18 protein-coding genes and 1 pseudogene are annotated in these 18,299 nt (G+C 63.7%); 4 read left to right on the top strand and 15 right to left on the bottom strand.

Annotated features, from left to right (window positions below; translation table 11 throughout):
* Positions 1–65 precede the first annotated feature (65 nt).
* Both J6524_RS07875 and J6524_RS07870 read left to right on the top strand, forming a co-directional pair.
* Positions 66–272 carry a YgaP family membrane protein gene (locus tag J6524_RS07875; protein ID WP_225669801.1) on the top strand — a complete coding sequence of 69 codons (207 nt, stop codon included), beginning with the start codon at positions 66–68 and terminating at the stop codon, positions 270–272.
* Positions 269–802 (top strand): RNA polymerase sigma factor, encoded by a 534-nt coding sequence (locus J6524_RS07870; RefSeq protein WP_225669800.1) that lies wholly within the window; start codon positions 269–271, stop codon positions 800–802. Before J6524_RS07875 ends, J6524_RS07870 begins: the two co-directional genes overlap by 4 nt.
* A gap of 19 nt (positions 803–821) precedes the next feature.
* On the opposite strand, the gene arfB is transcribed toward J6524_RS07870, so the two are convergent.
* From arfB to J6524_RS07855, 3 genes are all read right to left on the bottom strand, one after another.
* On the bottom strand, positions 822–1,238 hold the full coding sequence (gene arfB, locus J6524_RS07865) for an alternative ribosome rescue aminoacyl-tRNA hydrolase ArfB (RefSeq protein WP_225669799.1): 417 nt from the start codon (positions 1,236–1,238) through the stop codon (positions 822–824).
* A 253-nt stretch (positions 1,239–1,491) separates the two neighbouring features.
* On the bottom strand, positions 1,492–2,793 hold the full coding sequence (locus J6524_RS07860) for a M16 family metallopeptidase (RefSeq protein WP_225669854.1): 1,302 nt from the start codon (positions 2,791–2,793) through the stop codon (positions 1,492–1,494).
* Between the two features lie 62 nt (positions 2,794–2,855).
* Positions 2,856–4,247, bottom strand: a complete 1,392-nt coding sequence (locus J6524_RS07855; protein ID WP_376711986.1) for a M16 family metallopeptidase — start codon at positions 4,245–4,247, stop codon at positions 2,856–2,858.
* On the opposite strand from J6524_RS07855, the gene J6524_RS07850 reads away from it, so the two are divergent.
* Positions 4,246–4,407, top strand: coding sequence for a hypothetical protein (locus J6524_RS07850; protein ID WP_225669798.1), 162 nt, complete (start codon positions 4,246–4,248; stop codon positions 4,405–4,407). The two genes, J6524_RS07855 and J6524_RS07850, sit on opposite strands and share 2 nt — an antisense overlap.
* On the opposite strand, the gene J6524_RS07845 is transcribed toward J6524_RS07850, so the two are convergent.
* From J6524_RS07845 to J6524_RS07825, 5 genes and pseudogenes are all read right to left on the bottom strand, one after another.
* The gene (locus J6524_RS07845; protein ID WP_225669797.1) at positions 4,408–5,121 is read right to left on the bottom strand and encodes a hypothetical protein; all 714 of its coding nucleotides are present in this window, start codon (positions 5,119–5,121) and stop codon (positions 4,408–4,410) included. It abuts the gene before it with no gap.
* A gap of 93 nt (positions 5,122–5,214) precedes the next feature.
* Positions 5,215–5,712, bottom strand: a complete 498-nt coding sequence (gene lspA / locus J6524_RS07840; protein ID WP_225669796.1) for a signal peptidase II — start codon at positions 5,710–5,712, stop codon at positions 5,215–5,217.
* A gap of 618 nt (positions 5,713–6,330) precedes the next feature.
* Positions 6,331–9,360: pseudogene (ileS, locus tag J6524_RS07835) on the bottom strand (isoleucine--tRNA ligase); the annotation flags it as partial.
* A gap of 194 nt (positions 9,361–9,554) precedes the next feature.
* Complete coding sequence (locus tag J6524_RS07830; RefSeq protein ID WP_225669795.1) at positions 9,555–10,109, bottom strand: sugar O-acetyltransferase; 555 nt, start codon at positions 10,107–10,109, stop codon at positions 9,555–9,557.
* Complete coding sequence (locus tag J6524_RS07825; protein ID WP_225669794.1) at positions 10,106–11,074, bottom strand: bifunctional riboflavin kinase/FAD synthetase; 969 nt, start codon at positions 11,072–11,074, stop codon at positions 10,106–10,108. The genes J6524_RS07830 and J6524_RS07825 overlap by 4 nt, the downstream gene beginning before the upstream one ends.
* A gap of 216 nt (positions 11,075–11,290) precedes the next feature.
* Here J6524_RS07825 and J6524_RS07820 point away from each other — a divergent pair, with 216 nt between their 5' ends.
* Positions 11,291–11,686 (top strand): response regulator, encoded by a 396-nt coding sequence (locus tag J6524_RS07820; protein WP_028350718.1) that lies wholly within the window; start codon positions 11,291–11,293, stop codon positions 11,684–11,686.
* 167 nt (positions 11,687–11,853) lie between these two features.
* Here J6524_RS07820 and J6524_RS07815 read toward each other — a convergent pair whose 3' ends face one another.
* The 7 genes from J6524_RS07815 to pgsA form a co-directional block, all read right to left on the bottom strand.
* A complete protein-coding gene (locus tag J6524_RS07815; protein WP_225669793.1) occupies positions 11,854–12,708 on the bottom strand; it encodes a TIGR01459 family HAD-type hydrolase in 855 nt (284 codons plus the stop codon).
* A 15-nt stretch (positions 12,709–12,723) separates the two neighbouring features.
* Positions 12,724–14,187, bottom strand: coding sequence for an EAL domain-containing protein (locus tag J6524_RS07810; RefSeq protein WP_225669792.1), 1,464 nt, complete (start codon positions 14,185–14,187; stop codon positions 12,724–12,726).
* A 283-nt stretch (positions 14,188–14,470) separates the two neighbouring features.
* Complete coding sequence (aptA, locus tag J6524_RS07805; RefSeq protein ID WP_225669791.1) at positions 14,471–15,817, bottom strand: omega-aminotransferase AptA; 1,347 nt, start codon at positions 15,815–15,817, stop codon at positions 14,471–14,473.
* A gap of 108 nt (positions 15,818–15,925) precedes the next feature.
* The gene (prmB, locus tag J6524_RS07800; protein WP_225669790.1) at positions 15,926–16,885 is read right to left on the bottom strand and encodes a 50S ribosomal protein L3 N(5)-glutamine methyltransferase; all 960 of its coding nucleotides are present in this window, start codon (positions 16,883–16,885) and stop codon (positions 15,926–15,928) included.
* Entirely contained in the window at positions 16,885–17,352 is a 468-nt protein-coding gene (locus tag J6524_RS07795) for a molybdenum cofactor biosynthesis protein MoaE (protein ID WP_225669789.1), read from the bottom strand. The genes prmB and J6524_RS07795 overlap by 1 nt, the downstream gene beginning before the upstream one ends.
* A gap of 8 nt (positions 17,353–17,360) precedes the next feature.
* Positions 17,361–17,612, bottom strand: a complete 252-nt coding sequence (moaD, locus tag J6524_RS07790; RefSeq protein ID WP_225669788.1) for a molybdopterin converting factor subunit 1 — start codon at positions 17,610–17,612, stop codon at positions 17,361–17,363.
* Positions 17,609–18,223, bottom strand: coding sequence for a CDP-diacylglycerol--glycerol-3-phosphate 3-phosphatidyltransferase (gene pgsA / locus J6524_RS07785; protein ID WP_225669787.1), 615 nt, complete (start codon positions 18,221–18,223; stop codon positions 17,609–17,611). The genes moaD and pgsA overlap by 4 nt, the downstream gene beginning before the upstream one ends.
* Positions 18,224–18,299: the final 76 nt, after the last annotated feature.

Genomic DNA, 18,299 nt, shown 5'->3' with positions numbered 1-18,299 from the left:
CGACTGGCCGGCTCTATGGGGCGAGAACGCGCTGACGTTCTCGCGCTGAATCGAAGGGAGCTGCTATGTTTTATCGCAAGAATCTGCCGGGCTGGGAGCGGGCGATGCGGACGATCGGGGGCGTTGTGATGATCGTGTACGGGCTTTTCGGCATGCCCGGTACGATGGCTGGCTATGTGATCGCAGGCGCCGGCGCGGTCGCTATTCTGACCGGGTCTTTCGGCTTTTGCCCGATGTGCGCCATGGTCGGCCGCAGGCTTCCGGCGCCATGACGGCGCTGGCCGGAGCAAGGCACTGCGACCCCTCGCTGGTCGACGCCGCCCGCCGCGGTGACACCGAGGCGCTGGTGTCGCTGATCGCAGCCGCCCAGCCGGACGTCCGCCGCTATGCCGCGCGCAATTGCCGCGCGGCCGATATCGACGACGCGGTACAGGAAACGCTGTTGCTGTTGTACCGCCGGGTCGGCACGCTGCGTGCGGTGACGTCGTTTTCGGCGTGGCTGTTTGCGGTGGCGCGCCGCGCCTGCTTGCGGCTACTGCGCCGGGCGACGGCGACAGCGGAGAGTTCGACCGACGATGTAGAGGCACGCCTGGCGCTTCTCGCGCCCGAGGACATCCGCATCGATCTGTCGCGCGCCATCCAGTCGCTGCCAGATCACTACCGCGAGGTAATCCTGCTCCGTGATATCGAGGAGTTGTCGATCGACGAAATCGCAGGCGTGCTCGGCCTGACGCGTGAAAGCGTCAAGGCCCGCATTCACCGCGCGCGGCTGATGATCAGGGAATATCTGATCCGGGATTGAGATGTCGCGAGAGGGGGACTCAATCCTCGAAACGTACGTTGCGCTTCGCCTTGATGTCACTGCGCCGCTTCTTGCCCTCCAGTCGCCGCTGCTTCGATCCGAAGGTTGGCTTGGTCGGACGCCGCGGCGTCGGGCGGATCAAGGCTTCGCGCAACAGCTCGAGCAGGCGGTCGATGGCGTCGGCCCGGTTGCGTTCCTGGGTGCGGAAGCGCTGGGCATGGATCACGATCACGCCCTCCTTTGTCATGCGCTGTCCGGCGAGCCGCACGAGCCGCGCCGCGGCGTCCTCCGGCAGCGCGATCTTGCGCGCGTCGAAGCGAAGCTGGGCCGCGGTCGCGAGCTTGTTGACGTTCTGCCCGCCGGGGCCGGAGGCGCGGACGAAGACGATCTCGATGTCGTCGTCGTCGATCGTGAGGTCGCGGGAAACCCGCAGCATGGCGTTCACCGGGAAGGCTAGAGAATCGGCGAATGCAAGATAGCGGTTTTGAGGAGAAGCTGCTCGCCGCGAGCTTGGTCGTTCCCTCTCCCTTGCGGGGTCCGAGACGAGCGAAGCTCGCTCGTGGGGTTGGGGAGAGGGGTGGCGGCATCGGCGGTGCGTGTGGCTTACCCCTCTCCCCAGCCCTCCCCCGCAAGGAGGGAGGGAGCGCAGAGTACCGTGTCGGGAGAGAGTGCCTAAACGCGGAAGAAGGCTAATTCGCCTGCAGCGGCGCCGACGCGGGCTGGGCGGCGGCCTGCGGGGCGCGCCCGACGATGACGGTGAGCAGGCCCTGGCCCCACAGCTTCCTGGCTACTCGCTTGGCGTCGTCGAGCGTCACCGCGTCGACAAGGGCGTTGCGCTTTTCGATGTAATCGATCGGCAGCTTGTCGAGCTGGTATTGCAGCAGCGCCTGCGCGAGCTTCGAGGAGGTGTCGAGCGCCAGCATCTGCGAGCCCTTCAGATACGACTTGGCCTCGTCCAGTTCCTTCTGGGTCGGGCCTTCCTCGGCCATGCGGCGGATTTCCTTCTCGATCGCGTCGACAGTCTCGCCTGCGCGGTCGGCGCGGGTGCCGGTGTTGCCGATGAACAGAGCGGAACGATCCATCCAGAGCAGGGATTCATAGACCGAGTAAGCAAGGCCGCGCTTTTCGCGCACCTCCTTGTAGAGCCGCGACGATGATCCGCCGCCGATGATGTGGTTCACGACATAGGCGGCCATGAAATCCGGATCGTGGCGGCGAATGCCGGGGCCGCCGAACGTCACCACGGTTTGCGGCACGTCGAGCGGCACGAATGCGCGCTGCGGCGGCTTGGTAGCCTCAACCTCGGGCACCGGCGTCAGGTTGGGCTTGGCCGGCAGTCCACCAAATGTCTTGTCCAGGAGCTTGCCGAGGGTGTCGGCGTCGACATCGCCAACCACGGCGATACGAAGCGTATCCTTGGCGATCAAGCGGCGAACATAATCCTTCATGTCGGCGACGTCGATCTTCGGCACGCTGTCGAGCGTACCGTTGCCCTGCCGGCCATAGGGATGATCGCCGAAGGCGACTTCGAGGAATTTGCGGCTCACCAGCGAGGTCGGGTTGGTGGTGTCGCGGCGCAGTCCGGAGAGCACCTGCGCGCGAATGCGCTCGACGTCGGCGGCGTCAAAACGCGGTGAGGTCAGCGCCAGATGCAAGAGGCCGAAGGCCTCATCCTTGTTGTCCTTGAGCATGCGCAGCGAGCCGCGGAAATAATCCCGCGTCGACGAAAAACTCAGCTCGATCGCGCGCCGCTCGAGGCGCTCGTGGAAGGTTTTGGAATCAAGCTCGCCGGACCCCTCGTCGAGCAGGCCGGCGACCATGTTGCCGACGCCGGACTTACCTAACGGGTCTTGGGCGGCGCCGCCGGCGAAGGCGTACTCCATCGCGATCAGCGGCACCGTCGCGTCCTGCACGAACCACGCCTCGATGCCGCCAGGAGAGACCAGCCGCTGGATCTTGGCGGCGGCGTAAGAGGGGCTCGCCGCCAGCATCAGCAGCACGGCGCCGGCGATCAGGCCGGATGCGAGGCGCTGCGCGCCAATCGAAAAACGGATCACGAGCGCTTCTCCTCGCGTTTTTGCGCGGTATCCTTGATGAGATAGCCGGTCACTGAGCGTTTCTTGTCGAGCCATTTTTGCGCGGCGTCGCGGACCTGCTCGGCGGTGACGGCGCGAATCCGGTCCGGCCAGCTCCTGATGTCGTCGATCGAAAGTCCGGTGGTCAGCGCGCCGCCATACCAGCGCGCCAGCGTGGCCTGGTTGTCCTGGGCGTAGATCGCCTCCGCGATTAACTGGGTCTTGACCCGCTCGAGATCCTCGGCACGGGCGGGATTCTGGATCACCTCCGCGATCACGCCGTCGATCACCTGCTCTACTTGCGAAAACTCCACGCCGGGCTTCGGTGAAACCGAAATCGTGAACTGCGTAGGATCGAGTGCAGTGCCCTGATAGCCGGCATTCGCACTGATCGCGAGCTGACGGTCGATCACCAGCGCGCGATAGAGATAGGAGTTGGAGCCGCCGCCCATCAGCTGCGCGAGCACGTCTAGGGCCGGGCCTTCCCCTGCGGCTGCAGTGGTCGAGGAGGGGACGAGATAATAGCGCCGCAGGCCGGGCTGTTCGACGCGCGGATCGGCGAGCGTCACTGTGCGCGGAGCCGCGGGCATCGGCTCCTGCGGGCGAACGCGCTGCGCGGCAATCGCGGGCTGCGCCGGGATGCCGCCATAGGCCTTTTCCACCATCGGGCGGACTTCCTTGGCGTCGACGTCGCCCGCAATCACCAGGATCGCGTTGTTCGGCGCGTAGAAGCGCTTGTAGAACGCCAGCGCATCCTCGCGATCCAGTTTCTCGATTTCCTGGCGCCAGCCGATCACCGGCCGGCCATAGGGATGGTTGAGGTACAGCGCCGCCATGATCTGCTCGGTCAGCCGCGCCTCGGGATTATTGGCGACGCGCATGTTGAATTCCTCGAGCACGACATCGCGCTCGGGCAAGACGTTCTCATCCTTGAGAATGAGGCCGGTCATGCGGTCGGCCTCGAACTCCATCATTTTCGCCAATTGCTCGCGCGGCACGCGCTGGAAATATCCTGTGTAGTCGAGCGAGGTGAAGGCGTTCTCGTTGCCGCCAATCCGCAGCACGGTCTTGGAAAATTCGCCTTCGGGATGCTTGGCTGTTCCCTTGAACATCAGATGTTCGAGGAAGTGCGCCAGGCCGGATTTGCCCGGCGTCTCATCGGCGGAGCCGACCTTGTACCAGATCATCTGCGTGACGACCGGCGTGCGGCGATCCGGAATCACGACGACTTGCAGGCCGTTGTCGAGGGTGAAGCTGGCGGGACGTTCCGAGGTGACCGTGGTCTGGGCGAATGCGCTGCCGGCCGAGAAAGCAAACGTCGAGATGAAGGCTGCAACGACAGAAACGGCAAAGCGGTGTGAGGACATCATGACCTATCTGGCGCTTATTCCGCAAAACTGGCTACTGGTCCTGCGAGAGGAATTGGCGCAAATGTTAGAAATAACCCGACAAAACCGTTCGGGATCGAGCCGCGGCATCGTACACGGCGTTGGTAGCATCCATCGTCACGAAGGCGAGAGAACGGCTTAACTATTCGCCATACTTGCCCTTGGACGGATTGTATTCCTTGTTGAGCGATTCCTTCGGTCCGGTGCCGTAGGCATAATTCGGCGACGGCGTCTGGTAGCCGGGCGGCGGCTGGGTCAGCGAATCCCGGGTCGGCTCGCCCTTGAACGTGGCCGTCTCGGTCTTGTTGCCGCCGAACAGGCCGCTGAAGCCGCCGCTATAGCCGAGCTGCGACGGGCTCAGGATCGGGTTGGTGTTCGAGGTGCCGGGTTGCACCGGATCATTATCCTTGCGTGCGGGCGCGGCAGTCTTGCCCACCGCGAGTTCAGCCGGCGTCAAGACGCGGGCCGCTTCACGCGGGTCCTTGTTCTCTTTCTTTCGCGCGGCAATCGCCGCCTTGCGGCGCTGCTCGTCGGGATCCTTCGGCCAATTCGGCACCTTGGTTTCGGCTGCGGCCGCGGACGGGGGCGGCAAATCGAGCTTGGGAGGAACCACCAGCGGAGAGCGCTCGCGGTATTCGATGCCGCGGTTTTCCATGTTGGTACCGCCGATGCCGCGCATGATGCCCTCGATGATCTTTTCCTCGAAGGTCTTGTCGTCCTCGTCCTCGTCGTCAGCTGCGCGCACCGGCCCTGCGGCCATCACAAGGCCGACGCCAAGGGCAATGGCGGCGAACCGCAGCGCCCGGCTCAGCGAGCTAGTCTGTAGCATCCAGAAGCGGGCTTCGGTCTCGCGCATCGCGCTGTTCCCATTCACAATTTCTGCAACATACGGAGGCCGGCCTGAGGGGCGCAATAGCTCCAATACGGCAAGGGTCCGTATCGGCCGGGATCAGGGCGCTTTTGCGGCGGGTACCCCCAGGAACGAGTCATACAATAGGCCCGCTACCCCGGCAACAATGGCCACATCGGCGAGGTTGAACACGTACCAATTGAAGGTTTTTCCCGCGATCTCAATATGGAACAGGGCGAAATCGACCACCGCGCCGTAAAGGAAGCGGTCGATGCCATTGCCAACCGCGCCGCCGATGATCAGGCCGAGCGCCAGCGTCGCCAGCAGCGTGCTGGAGCGCGCCATCCAGATCCCGAGCACGATCACGGCGATCGCCTTGATCGCCATCAGCGCGATCTGGGCGAGCTGGTTCTCGCTCTGGAACCAGCCGAAGCTGATCCCGACATTCCAGGCCAGCACCAGGTCGAAGAACGGCGTCACCTTGACCACGCCGCGCTGGGCGAGGTCGAACCCATAGAGCAGCCAGAACTTCGAGGCCTGGTCGACCACCAGCGTTGCGACCGCCGTGATGGCGCCAGCGCGCAGGTGTGGGGTCACGGAGCGTTCCTTGCCGGACACTTATCTGGCCTTCTTGCCCTTGGTTTTCTTTGTTTTCTTTCTCTTCGCAGGCGCTGCTGCCGCGCGCTTCTTCGCGGCCTTCTTCTTTCCCTTCGCAGCGTTCTTTGCGACGAAGGCCTTTATGCCTTTGGCAGCCTTCGTGCTCTTGGCGGCCTTTGAGGCGCTGGCAGCCTTCTTGCCCTTGCTTGCTTTCGAGGTGCCGGCGGGCTTCTTTCCCTTGGCGGTCTTCGAACTACCGGCAGCTTTCTTGCCTTTGGTTTTCGATGCAACGGCAGCCTTCTTGTCTTTAGTGGCGCTCGACGCACCAGCGGCTTTCTTCCCCTTTGTTGCCTCCGCGGCAGCGGCAGGTTTCTTGGCTTTGGCAGCCTTCGGAGGCTTCGTCACGTCAGTGCTCTCGGCAGGTTTCACAACGTCGGCCACGCTGACGCGCTTGGGCGTCTTTGGAGCGTCAGCGGGCTTGTTGTTCTCGGCGGGCGGCTCGATCGTTTCCGCAATGCTCACGACGTTTGCGGCTGTTGCAGGCGTCTCAGGCTCCTCTGCAACGTCCTGTTTCTGCGCTGCCGGCTGGCCCACCGGCGTTGCTCGCCCATCGTTGCGGCCAGGCACCTTCCACTCACGCAGCGCCTGTGCATCGCGCGGGGACACGTCCGGATAATCAGGGTCTTCTCCGACCGTGGGCAGGATCTTCCATGATCGCGCGCATTTGGTGCCGACCGCCTTCTCTACCACGACGCCGATTCCCATGGCGTCGTCGAGCTTGAAGGCGTCAGCCGGTGCGTTCTCGCCATCCTTCAGCACGTGCACCTCGGCGCTCGACGTGATGCAGACCTCCGCCCAATCAACATCGAACAGGTCGCCCATGTACTCCTCGGGCAGATAGATGATAGGCGAAGCTTCCAGGGAGGAGCCGATCCGTTTTGCGGCACGCTCGATCTCCAGTGCGCCTGTTACGACACGGCGCACGGCGCGGATCATGTCCCATTTCTTCGCAAGCTTCTCGTCACGGAATTGGTCGAACCCTTCCGGGAACAGCGTCAGGTGCACCGAGGCTTCCGCGTTCGGCTTGTACATCCGCCACGCTTCTTCGCAGGTGAAGCTCAGCACCGGCGCCAGCCAGCGCAGGATCGCATCGCAGATGATGTCGATCGTAGTCAGCGCCGCCTTGCGCGCGACCGAGGATGGCGGATCGCAATAGAGCGTATCCTTGCGAATGTCGAAATAGAACGCCGACAATTCGCTGTTCATGAACGCCGCCAGCGTCGCGACCACCGTCTTGTAGTCGAACTCAGCATAGGCGTTGCGCACGATGGAGGCGCGCTTGGCGAGCTCGTGCAGCATCAATCGTTCCAACTCGGGCATGTCACCATGCGCGACCGCCTCGGCCGGATTGAAATGATGCAGCGTGCCGAGCATCCAGCGGATCGAGTTGCGCAGCTTGCGATAGGTCTCGATCGTGTTCTTGAGGATCTCGGGCCCGATGCGCTGGTCGTCGGCGTAGTCGGTGGCGCAGACCCAGAGGCGCAGGATATCGGCGCCGGAGTCCTTCATCACCTTTTGCGGCTCGACGGTGTTGCCGAGCGATTTCGACATCTTGTGGCCGTTCTCGTCCAGCGTGAAGCCGTGGGTCAGCACGATGTCATACGGCGCGCGGCCGCGGGTGCCGGAGCTCTCCAGCAGCGAGGAATGAAACCAGCCGCGATGCTGGTCGCTTCCTTCGAGATACATCACGATATCCTCGCCGCCATCGACCTTGCGGACGATGTGGCCGAGGCCCGGAAAATTCTGGCGGTCTTCCAGCACGAAGGCATGTGTCGAGCCGGAGTCGAACCAGACATCGAGGATGTCGTCGACCTTCTTCCAGTCTTCGCCGGCGCGCGTCCCAAGGAAACGTTCGCGCGCGCCATCCATGTACCAGGCGTCCGCGCCTTCCTCCATGAAGGCTTCGACGATGCGCTGGTTGACGATTTCGTCCTGCAGGATTTCGGCGGAGCCGTCACCTTTCTCACGCACGAAGACGGCGATCGGCACGCCCCAGGCGCGCTGCCGGGAGATCACCCAATCCGGGCGGCTCTCGATCATGCCATTGATGCGGTTCTGGCCGGATGGCGGCACCCACTGAGTCACCGAGATCGATTTCAGAGCCCGGTTCCGCAAAGTGTCATCGCCGGCCAGCGTCATGGGGGTATTCACACCACTGCCCCAAACCAGCTTGTTTGGAGTGATTGGTTTATCCATCGCAATGAACCACTGCGGCGTGTTGCGGAAGATCACCGGCTTCTTCGAGCGCCAGGAATGCGGATATTGGTGCTTCAGCCGGCCGCGCGCCAAAAGCTTGCCAGCCTCGACCAGCGCCTTGATCACGGCGTCGTTCGCGTCACCCTTTTCGCCCTTATCGTTGATCACGCGCTTGCCGGTGAAGCCGGGAGCATGATCGGTGAAGGCGCCGTTCTCGTCTACGGTGTAGGGGATTGCGGTGTTGATGCCGCGCGCGTCGAGGTCACGCGTGTGCGCCACCCAGGCGTCGAAGTCTTCGCGGCCGTGGCTCGGCGCTGTATGAACGAAGCCGGTACCGGTATCGTCGGTGACATGTTCGCCGGGCAACAGCGGCACGGTGAATTCATATCCGCCACCGAAGCCTCGCAGCGGATGGGCGCATTCCACCGCGTCGAGCGTGTCACCCGACAGGTCACGCACCTTTTCGTAGGCGGTGACGCGCGCCTGCTTGAAGACTTCCGCTGCGAGCGCATCGGCGAGGATCAGGACATCGCCGGTCTTCGCCCAATTGTCGGCGGGCGCGTCGGTGACCTTGTAGAGGCCGTAGGCGATCTTCGGCGAGAACGAGATGGCGCGGTTGCCGGGCAGTGTCCATGGCGTCGTGGTCCAGATCACGACCGACGCCTCGGCGAGTGCGCCATGCGCCGGTGAGGTGACCGGAAACTTCACCCACACCATGTCGGAGGTGTAGTCGTCGTATTCGACCTCGGCTTCCGCCAGCGCGGTCTTTTCGACCACGCTCCACATCACGGGTTTGGAGCCGCGATAGAGCGTGCCGTTGGCCACAAACTTCATCAGTTCGCGCGCGATCTGCGCTTCGGCCGGATAGCTCATCGTGGCGTAGGGATGATCCCAGTCGCCGATGATGCCGAGCCGCTTGAACTCCTCGCGCTGCACGTTCAGCCAGTGCGTCGCATAGGCGCGGCATTCCTTGCGGAACGCCACCATCGCGGTGGAGTCGCGGAAGTCAGGCTTCGGCTTGCCCTTGGAGCGGTAGTTCTCTTCCTCGATCTTCCATTCGATCGGCAGGCCGTGACAGTCCCAGCCGGGCACGTAGTTGGAATCGAAGCCGAGCATCTGCTGGCTCTTGGTCACCACGTCCTTGAGGATCTTGTTGAGGGCATGGCCGATATGGATGTTGCCATTGGCGTAGGGCGGGCCGTCATGCAGCACGAATTTGGTGCGGCCGTTCGCGCTCTCGCGCAGCTTCCCGTAGAGGTCGATCTCGTTCCAGTATTTGAGGATCTCCGGCTCACGCTGCGGCAGGCCGGCGCGCATCGGGAATTCCGTCTGCGGCAGGAACAGGGTTTTCGAATAGTCAGTAACGTCGGACTTTTGCGGCTGTTGCGACATGAATGCTCTGGTTTGGCTCGAAGGCAGCGCTGAAACGCTGGGGAGGAGCGGCTGAAACAGGAAAATCCCGGTCTTGCGCCAAGCAAACGCTCAGGCGGAAGCCGGGCCCCTAATGCTGATGGTGCGCCGCGCAAACATGGGACTTTCCATAGCAGGGGGCCGGGAAAATCGCAAAGGCTGGCGGAGGCGCCGTTTCAGTCCCGCCGCGGCCGGGCCGGGTTTCCGGCAACCGTGACGCCAGGGGCGACATCCCGCGTCACCACGCTGCCGGCACCGATCACTGCGCCGTCGCCGATTGTGACGCCGGGCAGGATAATGGCGCCGCCGCCAATCCAGACATCGCTGCCGATCCGCACCGGGCGGCCGAATTCGAGGCCCGTCCGCCGCGTTTCGGCATCGCGGGGGTGGTCCGCTGCATAAATTTGCGTCGCCGGCCCGATCTGGGTGCGGTCGCCGATGACGACCTCGACGACGTCGAGGATGACGCAGTTGAAGTTGAGAAACACTTCGTCCCCGAGGCGGATGTTGTAGCCGTAATCGCAAAAGAACGGCGGACGGATCACCGCGCCGGTGCCGACGCGGCCGAAATGCGCCGATAGCAGCGCGTGACGCTCAGCCACGGGCGCGGCCAGTGCCGCGTTGTAACGCGCCAGCCAGGTCTTGTTGGCGGCGGCATCCGCCTGCAATTCGGGATCGCCGGGGCGATAGAGTTCGCCCGCCAGCATCTTCTGCTTTTCGGTTTTGCTCAATCGATCACTCCGAGCTTCGGAAACGCGTCCGGCGCGGCGGCCAGGCGCGCGCGGGCGCGCGCGCTGTCGTCGTCCATCTGGCGGATCAATGCGTCGATCGAGTCGAATTTAAGTTCGTCGCGGATGAAGCCGATGAAGGCGACATCGAGCACGGTGCCATAAAGGTCGCCCTTGAAGTCGAACAGGAACACTTCGAGCAGCGGCGCGCCGTTATCGAAGGTCGGACGGCGGCCAAAGCTCGCCACGCCGTCCAGCCGTTCGGCACCGCGTCCGACCCGTACCGCATAGATGCCGTGCTTGAGGCTGCAATTCTTGTCGAGGCGGATATTGGCGGTGGGGTAGCCAAGATCGCGGCCGCGCTTCTCGCCATGGATCACCTCGCCGCTCACGAACCAGGGCCCGCCCAGCATGGCGGTTGCTTCGTCGATCTGGCCTTCTGCCAGCGCCATGCGGATCGCGCTAGAGGACACCGGCCGCTCCTCGATATCGACATGAGCCTGGACGTCGACCTCGATGCCGAGGCGGGGCCCCTCGCTGACCAGAAGGCTCGGCGAGCCGGCCCGGCCCTTGCCGAAATGAAAGTCGTAGCCAACGGCAATGCCGCTGACGCCGAGCCGCCCGATCAGGTCGTGGTGAATGAAATCTTGCGCCGAGGTTCCGGCCCGGGCCTTGTCGAAGGTCATCACGACCGCGCCGGCCAGCCCCGTCCCGGCCAGGAGCCGCAGCTTGTTGGTCTCGTCGGAGAGGCGGAACTGGGGGCTGTTCGGGCTGAAAAAGGTGCGTGGATGCGGTTCAAACGTGAGAGCGAAAGCCGGCTTGCCGTGGGCACGGCCCATCTGCAAGGCGGCCTCGATGACGGCCCGGTGGCCCAGATGGACGCCGTCGAAATTGCCCATGGCGACCACGGCCCCGCGGGGGATTTCGGCGGCAGGCGTGGTGTCTCGGATAACGGTAAAACCAGTCATTTCAGGGATTCTTCAGGAATTCCGGCTCGGTGAACGCGGCCGGACCGTGACGCGGCCCCCCGTCCGAAGTCAAGCGGGGAGGGTGGGACCAAAACGGATGCAATCCGGCTCCGGCCGTTTACGGGCTGTTTAAGGGCTGATGCTAGAGGTGGCGAGGTCTGCGGGTCGCGCAGGCCTATCGATAATTTGTGGCGTCAGCGTTGAGTGGGGGAAAAGATGGCGGTTGATTTGTCCATGCCGGTTCTGGTGGTTGATGACTACAGCACCATGATCCGCATCATCCGAAATCTTTTGAAGCAGCTCGGCTTCGACAATATCGACGACGCCAGCGACGGCTCGGCCGCGCTGAACAAGATGCGCAGCAAGAAGTACGGGCTCGTGATCTCGGACTGGAACATGGAGCCGATGACCGGCTACGACCTGCTCAAGGAAGTTCGCGCCGACCCCAATCTGGCCACCACGCCCTTCATCATGATTACGGCCGAATCCAAGACCGAGAACGTGATCGCCGCCAAGAAGGCCGGCGTGAACAACTACATCGTCAAGCCGTTCAACGCGGCGACGTTGAAGACCAAGATCGAGGCGGTCTTCCCGGATATGGCGACGGCGTAAGGCGCCTGGTCTCCAGCTCGCTCCAATTCTCGTGATGCCCGGCCCAATCCCGGGCATGCTACGCTCTCATGAGCCCTACCAGGTCTTGCGTTTTCGGATGATGTAAGGCCCATTCCTACTTTGCATGGGGTTGTTTTCGCAATTTTGAGTCCGGTGCAGCGATGCACCTACCAGCGCAGCTCTCGCATCAGCGCGCGGGGTGGATGTCCGAACAGCTCCTTCACCGAGGCCGGGTCGAGCTGGTCGATGCCCTCGAACTCCTCGGAATGGATGCCGCGGGTCAGGAAAAGACAATCGATCCCGAAGCCGTGCGCGCCGGTAAGATCGGTCCGCACCGAATCTCCGATCGCCAGCACGCGGTCGAGCGACGTGGGCCGGCCGCGGCGCTCGGCGGCGAGCGCCATCGCGCGTTCATAGATCGGCCGGTGCGGCTTGCCATAGAAGATCGCCTCGCCGCCAAGCTCGCGATAGAGCTCGGCGATCGCGCCTGCGCAATAGATCAGCCGGTCGCCGCGTTCGACGACGATATCTGGGTTGGCGCAAATCAGGGGCAGCTTGTGCTCGCGCGCCTGCAGCATCATCGCGCGATAGTCTTCCGGCGTCTCGGTTTCGTCGTCGAACAGGCCGGTGCAGACGATGTAGTCGGCCTGCTCCAGCGGCGCCATCACAGCGTCAAGCCCGCGATGGATCGAGGAGTCTCGCTCCGGACCGATCCAGAACATCTTCTTGCCGGGGTGATCGGCAACGAAGCTGCGGGTCAGGTCGCCTGAACTGACGATGGCGTCGTAAGTTTCATCTTCGACGCCGAGCTTGCGCAACTGGCGCTGCACGGAATCGGCCGGTCGCGGCGCGTTGGTGATCAGGATGACGGTAGCGCCGCGCTGACGGCAGGTATGCAGCGCCTCGCAGGCTTCGGGAAAGGATTCGAGCCCGTTATGCACAACGCCCCAGATGTCGGAGAGAATGACCTCGACGCCATCCACGAGATCGCCCAGCCGCTCGACGAACCGCAATGAGGTCATGATTTCGGCAGCCTGTTAGGCCGGGCCTGCGGCGCGGCGCACCAGCGCGGCATTGCCGGTCGCACGTACGGGGGGCTGCGTGGGCTGGCTTGCCATGGGAACGGGGTTGCTGGCGCCATTGGGAGTGCCGGATTCCTTGTTCGGGACGGCCCCGCCGGTAGCAGATGCCCCCTCGGGCCGCAACGGCCGCGGCGGAGCAAACAGGAAGCCCTGACCAAAGCGTACGTCGTAGTCGAGCAGATCCACCACCGCGCGCTCGCCCTCGATCTTCTCGGCGATCAGATCGATGCCGAAGCGGCCGAGCAGATCGGAAAGGTCGGACGGGTGGATGTCCGAGGTCGAGCTCTGCTTCGGATCGAGCAGCAATGCCGCCGGCACCTTGACGAAACGAACGCCGCGGTCGGCAAGCTCGCGCGGCTCGATCCTGAGATCGGTGACATGATCGATCGAGAACCGATAGCCACGCTGCGATAGCGCGGCTAGATGCTCGACCTCGATCGGTCCCAGGCGGCGGAACATCGCCTGCTTGAATTCGAGCACGAAGGACGGCGCCAGCGCCCGATTGGCCTCGAGGAAGTCGAGGCATTGGGCGAAATTGGCGGGGTTGCCGAGCGTCGCCGCCGAGACGTTGCAGAACACGCCGACGTCCTTGTTGCGCACCATCAGGCGACGCAGCACCTGGACACAGCGCAGCATCACCATGTGGTCGATCTTGCCGATCAGCCCGCCGGCTTCGGCGGTGGAGATGAAATCATCGGCGGCGATGATCTGGTCCCTCTCGTCGCGCAGCCGCGTCACCGCTTCGTAGAAGCGAACCTTGCGCTGCGGCAGCGTCACCATCGGCTGCAGGTAAATGTCGAGCCGGTTTTCCTCGATGGCGTTCTTCACTGCGGCGAGCAATTGCGGCTGGTTGCGCGATGCCGATTCCGCAGCAACAGCAGCCGGGGCGGGGGTCGCAGCGACCGCCGGTGTGGGCCTGAGGGCAGGCGCAGGTTGCAAGGCGGCCGGCGCCGATTCGTGGTGCGGCTCCGGAGCCGGCTTGGGGGAAGGGGTTGCGGCCGCAGCCGCCGCGCCGGCGGCCAACAGATCCTCATGGCTCGCCACCGAGACAGCCAGTTGCTTGACCAGCACGCCGAGCTCGTTGATCTCGCCAAGCACGGCCTGGATGCGATCGGAACTAGCAGAATTCGCCGATACGACCCGGCCCTCGACCGCGGCGAGCCGTCGGCCGAATTCGGCGACCTGGCGGGCGAGGTCGGCAGTGCCGCGGGAAAGATCGGCGATCTGGCCGCCGACGTCGGAACGGTCGCGCAGCCGCATCGACACGGCGTTGTAGAGGATCAGGAAGGTCAGCGCGGTGAGCGCCACGATCGCGGATTCGGTGCCGGTGAAGCCCGCGACCGCATGCAGGGCGAGCCCGAGGGAGGCCGCAACCAGCACCATGCAGATAGCGATGAAAATCGTCGAGATGCGAATCATGGCGCGCTACGCCTTCAGGTCCGAACTGTCTTCACCCGGGAAAACACGGAAGCTTCAGGCACGGTCCGGTTTGCGCTCCCCAAGCGCAGCAACCTTAGCATCAATGTTGATTCGCAAAGCTAGTGTTCTTTGGACACGGTCGGAACTGGAAATGCGGTGCCGGCCGCGTGCGTGTTCCGTGTCCCGGCCCTTATGCGCAATTGCGCATCAGGAGCCGGGACACATGTCAAGGATCGGCAGGAGGAGAGATGGGCCCCGGCTCAAGGCCGGCGCGCGAGGACGCCTACGCGACCGCGCGGATCACCTTCCCGACCTTGTCCACGATCTCGCCGATCTGGTCCTCGGTGACGATCAGGGGCGGGGTCAGCGCCAGCGTGTCGCCGACGGCGCGCAGCATGATGTCATGGTCGTGGAAGGCGCTGTTGAGCCCGGCAAAGCCCCGCTTGCCCACCCCGTCGGCAGACGGTGCAAGGTCGATCCCGGCCGTCAAACCTATGGTGCGGATATCAAGCACATTGGGCTGGTCCCTCAGCGACATCACGGCGTCAGCGAACTTGGATTCGAGCTTGTTGGCCCGCTCGAACAGCTTCTCGTCGCGGTAGATGTCGAGCGTGGCAAGGGCCGCGGCGCAGGCCAGCGGATGCGCCGAATAGGTGTAGCCATGCGTCAGCTCGACGATGTGCTCGGGACCAGTCATGAAGGCGTCATGGATGGTGTCGCGCACCACCACACCGCCCATCGGGGCTGCGCCATTAGTAACGCCCTTGGCGAAGGTGATCATGTCAGGCAGCACGCCGTAGCGCTCGGCGGCAAAGGCAAAGCCGAGCCGGCCGAAGCCGGTGATCACCTCGTCGAAGATCAGGAGGATGCCGTGCTTCTGGGTGATCTCGCGCAGCCGCTTGAGATAACCCTTCGGCGCTGCCAGCACGCCGGTCGATCCTGCCATCGGCTCGACGATCACGGCGGCGATGGTGTTGGTGCCATGCAGGTTGACGAGGTCCTCCAGCGCATCGGCGAAATGTGCGCCGTATTCCGGCTCACCCTTGGTGAACGCTTGCTTCTCGCGGTCGTAGGTCGCCGGTAGATGGTCGACGCCTGACAAGAGCGAGCCGAAGATCTTGCGGTTGCCAACGATGCCGCCGACGGATGTGCCACCGAAGCCGACGCCGTGATAGCCGCGCACCCGGCCGATCAGGCGCGAACGGCCGCCCTGGCCGTTGATCTGGTGATAGGCCAGCGCGATCTTCAGCGCAGTATCCGCCGCCTCCGAGCCGGAGTTGCAGAAGAACACATGGTCGAGGCCTTTCGGCGCCAGCTCGGCGATGCGGCTCGCAAGTTCGAACGCCTGCGGAATGCCGAACTGGAACGGCGGGGCATAGTCCAGCGTCGCTGCCATCTTGGCGATGGCGTCCGAAATTTGCGTGCGGCCGTGGCCGGCATTGGTGCACCACATGCCCGCGGCGGCATCGATCAACGTGCGGCCGTCGACGGTGAAGTAGTGCATGTCTTTGGCGCCGGCGAGCAGTCGCGGATTCTTCTTGAACGCCCGGTTCGCGGTGAACGGCATCCAGTGCGCGGCGAGGTCGTTCGGAACGTTGACGGAAGTCGGGCGGGGGCTCTTGTCCAGCATGGGGCGGCCTCTTTGATGTTTTGAGCGTTGGGCTAACGCCAAACTATCAGTTTCGCCCCTCAACGGGAACGCCGGCACGCCGTAATATTTGCGCGCAATCTCAACGATTCAGAGATCGGCCGCGGCTATCCAGAATACTTCGCCCTCAGAATCCTCGGTATCGAGCCAGAGCAGCGGCAGGTGCGGATAGGCGGCCTCGAGCTGCGGGCGGCAGCGGCCGATCTCGCATAATAGCCCGCCCTGCGGCGTCAGGTGCGCGGCCGCCTCGTCGAGTATGCGGCGGACCACGTCAAGCCCGTCGGCGCCGCCGTCGAAGGCAAGCTTCGGTTCAGCGCGGCATTCGCGCGGCAGTCCGGCCATTCCTTCCGCATCGACATAGGGTGGATTGGAAATGATGAGGTCGTAGCGCTTGCCATCAAGCGGCTTGAACAGATCGCCGCGATAGAGCGTGAGGCGATCCTGCAGGCCATAATCGCCGACATTGCGCGCGGCGACCTCGAGCGCATCCTTTGAAATATCCACCGCGTCGATTTGGGCGTTGGGAAAATTCCGGCTGGCCAGAATGGCAAGGCAGCCCGAGCCGGTGCAGAGGTCGAGCACGCTCTCCACTGCGAGCGGGGCCGAAATCAGCGAGCCGGCTTCTTCGTCGCCGCCGAAATGCTGATCGAGCAATTCGCCGATGAAGGAGCGCGGCACGATGGTGCGCTCGTCGACATAGAAGGGGAGGCCGCGCATGTAGATCTTGTTGACGAGGTAGGCGGCGGGCTTTCGCGTCGTGACGCGGCGCGCGATCAGGTCAAGAATTTTCCTGCCTTCGGCCGCGGTGACCCGCGCGGTCGCGAAAGATTCGAACTGGTCGGGGTGCAGGTGCAGCGTCTCGCAGACGATGAAGGCGGCCTCGGCGACCGGATCGGTGGTGCCGTGCGCAAATACCAGCCCGGCCTCATTGAAGCGGCTGACGGCGTAGCGGACGAAGTCGAGCAGCGTCAGCAATTCGCCAGTGCCTACCTTGGGCAGTTTCGTTTGGCTGGCGCCGCGCCTTGCGGCCGCTTTCTTGGCTTTAGCCATCAGGATTTGGTCCAGCGCGCGGCGGCTGCGTCGTCATGATCGCGCGCCTCGACCCAGCTCGCACCCTTTTCGCTTTCCTCGCGCTTCCAGAATGGTGCGCTGGTCTTCAGATAGTCCATCAGGAATTCCGCTGCTTCAAAGGCCGCCTGGCGATGCGCCGAGGCGGTCACCACCAGCACGATGTTTTCGCCCGGTGCAATGCGGCCGAAGCGATGAATGATGGTGAGAGCCTGCAACGGCCAGCGCGACAGCGCCTCGTCGGCGTGGCGTCCGATCTCGGCCTCCGCCATGCCGGGATAATGCTCAAGCATCAATGCCGCGATCGGCGCGCCGTTCTCGCTGCCGCGACAGATGCCGCTGAACGTGACGACGGCGCCGATATCGGTCCGACCACGGGTGAGGGCTGCGATCTCCTGCGCAACATCGAAGTCGCCTTCCTGGATGTGGATGGTCGCGGTGACGGACATGGTTGAGGTCAACCGCCGGTCATCGGCGGAAAAAACGCAATCTCGCGCGCGCCGGTGATGACGGCATCCGGCTTGACATGGGCGTGGTCAATCGCGGCGCGGATCACCTTCGGCTTTTCGAAGGCATGGGCGTAAGCCTCGCCGCGCCGGGAAAGCCAGCCAATCAAATCGTTCACCGTGCGCACGTCGGCCGGCGGCTCGACGGTCTCCTCCGCCACGCCGATCCGTTCACGTACCCAGGCGAAATATTTGACCTTCATCCCTCATCCTCCTTGATAAGGTGATGGATGCCGGCGCGGAAATAATCATAGCCGGTGTAGATCGTGAAGATCGCCGACATCCACAGCAGGATGATGCCAATCAGGGTGGTTGCGGCAAACAGCTGCTCGCCCGCTTCGCCTGCAATCAGGAAGCCGATCGCGACCAGCTGGATCGCGGTCTTCCATTTCGCGAGCTTTGTCACGGGCACGCTGACCCGCAGCGCAGCCAGATATTCGCGCAGGCCCGACACCAGGATCTCGCGGCACAGGATCACAATGGCCGCCCACAGGGTCCAGCCATGGATCGAGTTGTCGGCCGCGAGCATCAACAGGCACGACGCCACCAAGAGCTTGTCGGCGATCGGATCGAGCATCCGTCCGAAGGCCGATTGCTGGTCCCAGATCCGGGCATAATAGCCGTCGAGGTAATCAGTGACGCCGGCGGCAATGAAAACGGCCAAAGCCACCCAGCGCAGCCAAAGCGGACCGTCCAGGATGGATTGGGCATAAACGCAGCCGACTACCACCGGAATGGCGGCAATGCGGGCGTAGGTCAGGATATTCGGTATGGACAGGGTTTTGGCCTGTCCCCTGGTTGTTGCGATGTTCATCCGTCTTACCAATACCGCTGGAGCGTGAAGGTCAACCATGCGGACTTAGATCATCTGTCGCAGGCGACGCCCAAAT

This window comes from Bradyrhizobium hereditatis (assembly GCF_020329435.1).
In the GTDB taxonomy this organism is placed as follows: Bacteria; Pseudomonadota; Alphaproteobacteria; order Rhizobiales; family Xanthobacteraceae; genus Bradyrhizobium; species Bradyrhizobium hereditatis.
Note: the sequence above shows the minus strand (reverse complement) of the source record. Positions and strands in the feature narration are given on the sequence as shown.

Bases quoted from the DNA above. Each gene is read 5' to 3' on its own strand.
- moaD (WP_225669788.1), bottom strand. From the start codon at position 17,612: ATGAAGGTCAAATATTTCGCCTGGGTACGTGAACGGATCGGCGTGGCG.
- J6524_RS07850 (WP_225669798.1), top strand. From the start codon at position 4,246: ATGACCTATCTGGCGCTTATTCCGCAAAACTGGCTACTGGTCCTGCGA.
- arfB (WP_225669799.1), bottom strand. From the start codon at position 1,238: ATGCTGCGGGTTTCCCGCGACCTCACGATCGACGACGACGACATCGAG.
- J6524_RS07860 (WP_225669854.1), bottom strand. From the start codon at position 2,793: ATGCTGGCGGCGAGCCCCTCTTACGCCGCCGCCAAGATCCAGCGGCTG.
- J6524_RS07855 (WP_376711986.1), bottom strand. From the start codon at position 4,247: ATGATGTCCTCACACCGCTTTGCCGTTTCTGTCGTTGCAGCCTTCATC.
- J6524_RS07875 (WP_225669801.1), top strand. From the start codon at position 66: ATGTTTTATCGCAAGAATCTGCCGGGCTGGGAGCGGGCGATGCGGACG.
- J6524_RS07815 (WP_225669793.1), bottom strand. From the start codon at position 12,708: ATGACCTCATTGCGGTTCGTCGAGCGGCTGGGCGATCTCGTGGATGGC.
- J6524_RS07810 (WP_225669792.1), bottom strand. From the start codon at position 14,187: ATGATTCGCATCTCGACGATTTTCATCGCTATCTGCATGGTGCTGGTT.
- pgsA (WP_225669787.1), bottom strand. From the start codon at position 18,223: ATGAACATCGCAACAACCAGGGGACAGGCCAAAACCCTGTCCATACCG.
- J6524_RS07870 (WP_225669800.1), top strand. From the start codon at position 269: ATGACGGCGCTGGCCGGAGCAAGGCACTGCGACCCCTCGCTGGTCGAC.
- J6524_RS07820 (WP_028350718.1), top strand. From the start codon at position 11,291: ATGGCGGTTGATTTGTCCATGCCGGTTCTGGTGGTTGATGACTACAGC.
- J6524_RS07825 (WP_225669794.1), bottom strand. From the start codon at position 11,074: ATGACTGGTTTTACCGTTATCCGAGACACCACGCCTGCCGCCGAAATC.
- prmB (WP_225669790.1), bottom strand. From the start codon at position 16,885: ATGGCTAAAGCCAAGAAAGCGGCCGCAAGGCGCGGCGCCAGCCAAACG.
- J6524_RS07845 (WP_225669797.1), bottom strand. From the start codon at position 5,121: ATGCGCGAGACCGAAGCCCGCTTCTGGATGCTACAGACTAGCTCGCTG.
- J6524_RS07795 (WP_225669789.1), bottom strand. From the start codon at position 17,352: ATGTCCGTCACCGCGACCATCCACATCCAGGAAGGCGACTTCGATGTT.
- aptA (WP_225669791.1), bottom strand. From the start codon at position 15,817: ATGCTGGACAAGAGCCCCCGCCCGACTTCCGTCAACGTTCCGAACGAC.